This is a genomic window from Pseudomonas sp. MD195_PC81_125, from assembly GCF_014060985.1.
Classification (GTDB): domain Bacteria; phylum Pseudomonadota; class Gammaproteobacteria; order Pseudomonadales; family Pseudomonadaceae; genus Aquipseudomonas; species Aquipseudomonas parakoreensis.
On sequence record NZ_JABULD010000139.1, the window covers coordinates 1 to 7,557 of the forward strand.

Consider the following 7,557-nt stretch of genomic DNA (forward strand, 5'->3'; position numbering starts at 1 on the left):
CCGAAGGCTCGGGCCGCGATCGGACGATCTTTTTTTTCATCGAAAGTCTAAGGTTGGACGACAGCCCCTGGCACCAGTGGCAATTCCAGGCTGGCAATAAACCCGCCCTCGGGATGATTGGCCAGGGTCAGACTCCCGCCATGCCGCTCCGCCGCCCGCCTGGCAATTGCCAGGCCCAGGCCATGTCCCGCCGCCGTTTGCCCCGGCGCCCGGTAAAACGGTTCGCCCAACTGGCTCAGGTGTTCGGCCTGTACGCCCGGCCCGTGGTCGCGCACGCTCACGACAATCCGCTCGCCCTGACGCGTAGCCTGCATCTCGATCGCCTGGCCCACCGGGTTGAAACGCTGGGCGTTGCGCAACAGGTTGTCGACGGCGCGCTCGATCATGGTCGGCCATCCGGTCAGACTCAGCTGTGGCTCGGCGTTCAGGCGCACGCTCTGCTCGGGTGAGCCGAGCTGGGCATCTTTCTGCAAGGTGCCGAGCAGGGCGTTCAGGTCCACCGCTTCGGCACTGGCGTTGTCGGCATCGACCCGTGCCAGCACCAGAATTTCGCTGATCAACGCTTCCAGCCGATCGCACTCGCGGGTCAGGCGTGGCCAGAGTTTTTCCCGTTCTTCAGGATTGGCCCGTTCCGCCAGCGCCAGCGCGATGCGCAGTCGCGCCAGAGGTGAACGCAGTTCGTGGGACACGTCGCGCAGCAACTGGCGCTGACTGCCGATCAGGCTTTGCAGGCGCGCACCCATGCGGTTGAAGTCGTTGGCCAGCACACCGAATTCGTCGCGACGGTTGGCCAGTTTCGCCAGGCTGTTCTGTTGGTAGGTGGTCTGCCCCAGATCATGCACCGCACCGCGCAAACGGCTGAGCGGGCGGGTGATGGAGAAGGTCACCAGCAGGCTGAACAGGGTCAGTACCACCAGTGCGATACCCAGCGCACTCAGCGGCCAGAGCAGGCTTTCACGGTGCCACGCATCGAGTTCCGGGTGCGGGATGCGGAAGATGAACAGGTAAGTGTCGCCGGTTTTTTCGCTGGTGAATTCGTCGGTCAGGCGGCGCCAGGGCAGACGTCGGTCATCGTTGTTCTGTCTGGCTTCGAAGGCGGCGGCGCGGCGCGGGAAGGTGCCACGCACCACCGGGTCGCCGCTTTCGTTCAGCACCTGGACGTCAATGTGGTACTGGCGTTTGCGCTGTTGAAGGATGTCCTGCGCGGCGTCTTCGCCCCGGGCTTCGTAGGTTTGCGTCCATTCGGCGGCCAGCGTATTGAGGCCCGGATGGCGGCTGAGGATCCACGCGTCCTGATTGAGCATGTGCCCGAGCAGGATCGACAGCCCTGCCACCAGGGCGATGGCCAGCCAGAAGCTCGCGAGAATACGCCAGAACAGTGAACGCACAGAAAATCCTCAAACAAACGCGTAAGCCCTGTAGGAGCTGCCGAAGGTGCGATCTTTTGATTTTGTTTTTCAAGATCAAGATCGAGATCAAAAGATCGCAGCCTGCGGCAGCTCCTACAGATTACAAATCCGCAACAGAGGATTTTTCCTGACCAAAGCGTCAGCGGCGTAGAATGCGGCGCCTTGCGCATCAATCCCTGTGGACGCTTTGCCTGTGAATTCTGTTACTGATCAACCGCTCGCTGCCTCACTCACCCGCCCCGCGCGAATTCGCCTGGAATTCAGGAATCTGCTCGCCCTCGCGCTGCCGATCATCATCGCGCAACTGGCGACCACCGCCATGGGCTTCGTCGATGCGGTGATGGCCGGCCGTGTCGGGCCGCGTGACCTGGCAGCGGTAGCACTGGGCAACTCGATCTGGGTCCCGGTGTTTCTGCTGATGACTGGCACCCTGCTGGCCACCACGCCGAAAGTCGCCCAGCGTTTCGGCGCCGGCACCCATAGCGAAATCGGCCCGATTGTCCGTCAAGCGCTGTGGCTGGCACTGGTGGTCGGCCTGATCGCCACGTGCATGCTGGTCGCCGCCGAGCCGGTGCTGCACCTGATGAAAGTCGATCCCGAACTGATCGGCCCGTGCATGCAATACCTGCACGGCATTGCCAGCGGGCTGCCGGCGGTGGCGTTCTATCACGTGCTGCGTTGCACCAGTGACGGCATCGGCCGTACCCGCCCGGCGATGGTGCTGGGTCTGTGCGGTCTGGCGCTGAACATTCCGCTGAACTACATCTTCATTTATGGCCACTTCGGCGTGCCGGCCATGGGTGGCGTGGGCTGTGGCTGGGCCACGGCCATCGTGATGTGGGTCATGGCGCTGGGTCTGGCCGGTTGGGAGCGTTGGGCGCCGGCGTATCGCTCGAGTGAGATCTTCAGCCGCTTCGACTGGCCACAATGGGCGGTGATCAAACGTCTGCTGGCGATCGGCCTGCCGATTGGCATCGCCGTGTTTGCCGAGTCGAGCATCTTCGCCGTGATCGCCCTGCTGATCGGCAGTCTCGGCGCCACCGTGGTGGCCGGGCACCAGATCGCGCTGAACGTCAGCTCGCTGGTGTTCATGATTCCGTATTCGCTGGGCATGGCCGTCACGGTGCGTGTCGGCCAGGCGCTGGGCCGTGAAGAGCCGCGGGAAGCACGTTTTGCCGCCGGCGTCGGCATGGGCACCGCACTGGCGTATGCCTGCCTGTCGGCGAGCATGATGCTGTTGCTGCGCGAGCCGATCGCGTCGATCTACACCGCCGATCCGATGGTGATCCAGATTGCGGCAATGCTGATTGTGTACTCGGCGCTGTTCCAGTTCTCCGACGCGATCCAGGTGACGGCTGCCGGCGCTCTGCGCGGTTATCAGGACACCCGGGTAACGATGATTCTGACCCTGTTCGCCTACTGGGGCATCGGCCTGCCAGTGGGTTACGCCCTCGGTCTGACCGACTGGCTCGGCGAACCGCGTGGCCCAAGCGGTCTGTGGCAAGGGCTGATTGTCGGCCTGAGCTGCGCGGCGCTGATGTTGTCGATTCGCCTGACGCGCAGTGCACGCAAGCGTATTCGGATCAGTCGTTCGGTGGGCTGATCAGCCATAAAAAAAGACCTGCACATGCAGGTCTTTTTTTTGTCCAGATTCAATTGGACTTCTTGCGGATCCAGTACAGATAAGTACCGGCCTCTTCGTGCTGCCCCACCAGTTCGTGGTCGAGAAACACACAGAACTTGGGAATATCGCGACGGGTCGAGGGATCGGTGGCGATCACCTTGAGCAGGCCGCCCGGCACCAGGTCACGTATGTGCTGGTGCAGCATCATTACCGGCTCCGGGCAATTGAGACCGGTGGCGTCGAGGGTGCCGTCGACCGGGGTATCGATCATTTCACTCATGATTCACTCCTGAAACTGGCCGGCATTGTCGCGCATTGCCGGGTGCTCAGTCATCTGTAGCGAGGGGGATTTATCCCCGATGGGTTGCGAAGCGGCCCCAAAGAGTGGGGATGCGCTGCACTCCCCTCGGAGATAAATCCCCTCACCAGAGACATTTCCACAGGGTTTAATGGTGACTCAGCGGGATTTGGCTTTCTTGATGTCATGCCGACGCAAATGACAGGTCACTTCCTCGCGGTCGTGATACAGCTGCTTGCAGCCAATATCGACCTTGATCCCGCGCGCCTTGAAGCCATCGGCGATGCGCTCGAGCAAGCGCTTCACTTCGGCATAGCGCTGTTTCATCGGCAGCTTGAGGTTGACCACCGCTTCGCGGCAATGACCGTCGCCGATCCATTCTTCCAGCATCGCCGCGTTACGCGCCGGCTTCTCGACTATATCGCAGACCATCCAGTCCACCGGTTGCTTGGGCTTGAAGGTGAAACCGTCGGCCATCAAGTGCTGCACCAGTCCGGTGTCCATCAGGCTCTCGGCCATCGGGCCGTTGTCGATGGCGGTCACCAGCATGCCGCGGTTGACCAGTTGCCAGGTCCAACCGCCGGGTGCCGCACCGAGGTCGACACCGGTCATGTCGCTGTGCAGGCGCTCATCCCACTGATCACGCGGGATGAAATGGTGCCAGGCCTCCTCCAGTTTCAAGGTCGAACGGCTGGGGCGCTTCGCGCGGAAACTTCAGGCGCGGAATGCCCATCGGCCACATCGCCGAGTTGCCGGCGTCGGCCAGGCCGAGGAACACTTCGCGACCACTTTTGAAGGTCAGCAGCAGGCGCGGTTTGCTGGCGTCGTCCACCAGTTTGCCGGCACCGGTCAGCGCCTTGCGCAGCGGGCCTTCGAACTTCTTGCAGAAGTTCGACAGCTCTTTGCCATCGTTGGTATCGACCACTTCCAGCCACAGGCTGCCGCAGACCGGGAAGTCCGCCATCTGCTCGAGGATCACGCTGATGCGATCGGTTTCCGGCAGATTGATGAATACACCGCGCGCCCACTGGCGCGGAAAAATCAATTCGGCGAAACGCTGGCCGCGCATCAGGCGCTCGGCGCCGTCTGCTTCGCTGCAGACAAACTCCGCGTACGCGGTGGCCGGTTTGGCCTTGGCGTAACCGGCCACATTCAACTGGGCGGCGAGGTCGGAAATCTCCGAACAGACTTCGCCTTCGAAGCCTGGCCGGCAATGCATGAATAGGGTGTTCATTCTTACTCCTGGGCAGAGGGCGGATATTCGGCCCCTGCACGCTGCTCAAGCCTTGCGGTGAAGCAAAGCCTGTCACGAAAACCGGCGCATGATAGCCGAGTTCGGAACCTTGGACTTATCGATAGAGTCCAGTTATTAGCCAGCTACTGAAAACAGGGCTACGTTGATAGCTCTGCCCGTCCCCTCAGTCCGTAGCCGTGCGGACTCAAAGGAGTGATCGTAATGCCGTCCCTCGATAGTCTGAAGACCCTTAAAACACTGCAGATCGACCAAAAAACCTACCACTATTTCAGCCTGCCGGATGCCGCGAAAAGCCTGGGCAACATCGACCAGTTGCCCATGTCGCTGAAAGTCCTGCTGGAAAATCTGCTGCGCTGGGAAGATGAAAAAACTGTCACCGGCGCCGACCTCAAGGCCATCGCCGCCTGGCTCAAGGAGCGCCGCTCAGACCGGGAAATCCAGTACCGCCCTGCCCGGGTATTGATGCAAGACTTTACCGGCGTGCCCGCCGTGGTCGACCTCGCTGCGATGCGTGCGGCGATGGCCAAGGCCGGCGGCGATCCGCAGCGAATCAACCCGCTGTCGCCGGTGGATCTGGTGATCGACCACTCAGTGATGGTCGACAAATTCGCCACCCCGAGCGCCTTCGAACAGAACGTCGACATCGAGATGCAGCGCAACGGCGAGCGTTATGCGTTTCTGCGCTGGGGCCAGGGCGCCTTCGACAACTTCAGCGTGGTGCCACCGGGCACCGGGGATCTGCCACCAGGTCAACCTCGAATACCTCGGGCGCACGGTATGGACCAAGGACGAGGACGGCCGCACCTACGCGTTCCCCGACACACTCGTCGGCACCGACTCCCACACCACCATGATCAATGGCCTCGGCGTACTCGGCTGGGGCGTCGGCGGAATCGAGGCGGAAGCGGCGATGCTCGGCCAACCGGTGTCGATGCTGATCCCGGAAGTGATCGGCTTCAAACTCACTGGCAAACTCAAGGAAGGCATCACCGCCACCGACCTGGTGCTGACCGTCACGCAGATGCTGCGCAAGAAAGGTGTGGTTGGCAAATTCGTCGAATTCTACGGTGACGGCCTCGCCGACTTGCCCCTGGCCGACCGCGCGACCATCGCCAACATGGCCCCGGAATATGGCGCGACCTGCGGCTTCTTCCCTGTCGATGACGTAACCCTCGAATACCTGCGCCTGTCCGGTCGCCCTGCCGAAGTGGTGAAACTGGTCGAGGCCTACACCAAGGTTCAGGGCCTGTGGCGCCTGCCCGGTCAGGAACCGGTGTTCACCGACAGTCTGGCGCTGGACATGGGCAGCGTCGAAGCCAGCCTCGCCGGGCCAAAGCGCCCGCAGGACCGGGTCTCGTTGCCGAATGTCGCGCAGGCTTTCAGTGATTTCATGGACCTGCAATTCAAGCCCACCAGCAAGGAAGAAGGCCGCCTGGAAAGCGAGGGCGGCGGTGGGGTGGCCGTGGGCAACGCCGATCTGGTCGGCGAAACCGAATACGAATATGAAGGCCACACCTATCGCCTGAAAAACGGCGCGGTGGTGATCGCCGCCATCACCTCCTGCACCAACACCTCCAACCCGAGCGTGATGATGGCGGCTGGTCTGCTGGCGAAAAAAGCCGTGGAGAAAGGCCTGACGCGCAAGCCGTGGGTCAAGAGTTCGCTGGCCCCCGGCTCGAAAGTGGTCACCGACTACTACAAGGCAGCCGGGCTGACGCAATACCTTGATCAGCTCGGTTTTTCGCTGGTCGGTTATGGCTGCACCACTTGCATCGGCAACTCCGGGCCATTGCCCGAGCCAATCGAGAAAGCCATTCAGAAAGCTGACCTCACCGTGGCGTCGGTGCTGTCCGGCAACCGTAACTTCGAAGGCCGGGTACATCCGCTGGTCAAGACCAACTGGCTGGCCTCGCCACCGCTGGTGGTCGCTTATGCTCTGGCTGGCAGTGTGCGCACTGACATCAGCAGCGAGCCTCTGGGTAACGACCAGCAAGGGAATCCGGTGTACCTGCGCGATATCTGGCCGAGCAGCCAGGAAATCGCCGATGCGGTGAATCAGGTCAACACCGCGATGTTCCACAAGGAATACGCCGAGGTGTTTGCCGGCGATGAACAGTGGCAAGCGATCCAGGTGCCGCAAGCTGCCACCTATGTGTGGCAGGACGATTCGACCTACATCCAGCATCCGCCGTTCTTCGACGACATTTCCGGCCCATTGCCGCTGATCACTGACGTCAAGGGTGCGCGGGTTTTGGCGCTGCTCGGTGATTCGGTGACCACTGACCACATCTCCCCGGCCGGCAACATCAAGACTGACAGCCCGGCCGGGCGCTATCTGCGCGAGAAAGGCGTGGAACCGCGTGACTTCAACTCCTACGGCTCACGACGTGGCAACCATGAGGTGATGATGCGCGGCACGTTCGCCAACATCCGCATTCGTAACGAGATGCTCGGCGGCGAAGAAGGTGGCAACACGATCTACATCCCGAGCGGCGAGAAAATGCCGATTTACGATGCCGCCATGCGTTATCAGGCCTCGGGCACGCCGCTGGTGGTAATCGCCGGTCAGGAATACGGTACCGGCTCCAGCCGCGACTGGGCGGCCAAGGGCACCAACCTGTTGGGTGTCAAAGCGGTGATCGCTGAAAGCTTCGAGCGCATCCACCGTTCCAACCTGGTGGGCATGGGCGTGTTGCCGCTGCAGTTCAAGCTCGATCAGAACCGCAAGAGCCTGAACCTCACCGGCAAGGAAACCCTTGATATCCAGGGGCTGACTGGCGTCGAGCTGACGCCGCGCATGAACCTGACCCTGGTCATCACTCGCGATGACGGCCGCCAGGAGAAGCTCGACGTGCTGTGCCGCATCGATACGTTGAATGAGGTGGAGTACTTCAAGTCGGGCGGGATTCTGCATTACGTCCTGCGCCAACTGATTGCTTCCTGAAAAACACGTTTCCCTGTAGGAGCTGCC

Annotated in this window: 3 protein-coding genes and 2 pseudogenes; 2 read left to right on the forward strand and 3 right to left on the reverse strand. The window is 61.7% G+C overall.

What is annotated here, in order from left to right:
• Positions 1-47 precede the first annotated feature (47 nt).
• Positions 48-1,388 (reverse strand): HAMP domain-containing sensor histidine kinase, encoded by a 1,341-nt coding sequence (locus HT737_RS06220; RefSeq protein ID WP_182401867.1) that lies wholly within the window; start codon positions 1,386-1,388, stop codon positions 48-50.
• Between the two features lie 214 nt (positions 1,389-1,602).
• Here HT737_RS06220 and HT737_RS06225 point away from each other — a divergent pair, with 214 nt between their 5' ends.
• Positions 1,603-3,012 carry an MATE family efflux transporter gene (locus tag HT737_RS06225; protein ID WP_047295296.1) on the forward strand — a complete coding sequence of 470 codons (1,410 nt, stop codon included), beginning with the start codon at positions 1,603-1,605 and terminating at the stop codon, positions 3,010-3,012.
• Between the two features lie 49 nt (positions 3,013-3,061).
• On the opposite strand, the gene tusA is transcribed toward HT737_RS06225, so the two are convergent.
• Together tusA and rlmM are read right to left on the reverse strand one after the other, a co-directional pair.
• The gene (gene tusA / locus HT737_RS06230; protein WP_007961802.1) at positions 3,062-3,313 is read right to left on the reverse strand and encodes a sulfurtransferase TusA; all 252 of its coding nucleotides are present in this window, start codon (positions 3,311-3,313) and stop codon (positions 3,062-3,064) included.
• A 177-nt stretch (positions 3,314-3,490) separates the two neighbouring features.
• A pseudogene (gene rlmM, locus HT737_RS06235) lies at positions 3,491-4,565 on the reverse strand (23S rRNA (cytidine(2498)-2'-O)-methyltransferase RlmM).
• Between the two features lie 222 nt (positions 4,566-4,787).
• Here rlmM and acnA point away from each other — a divergent pair.
• A pseudogene (acnA, locus tag HT737_RS06240) lies at positions 4,788-7,530 on the forward strand (aconitate hydratase AcnA).
• Positions 7,531-7,557: the final 27 nt, after the last annotated feature.

Excerpts from the sequence above, each read along its gene's own strand:
- tusA (WP_007961802.1), bottom strand. The coding sequence starts at position 3,313 with ATGAGTGAAATGATCGATACCCCGGTCGACGGCACCCTCGACGCCACC.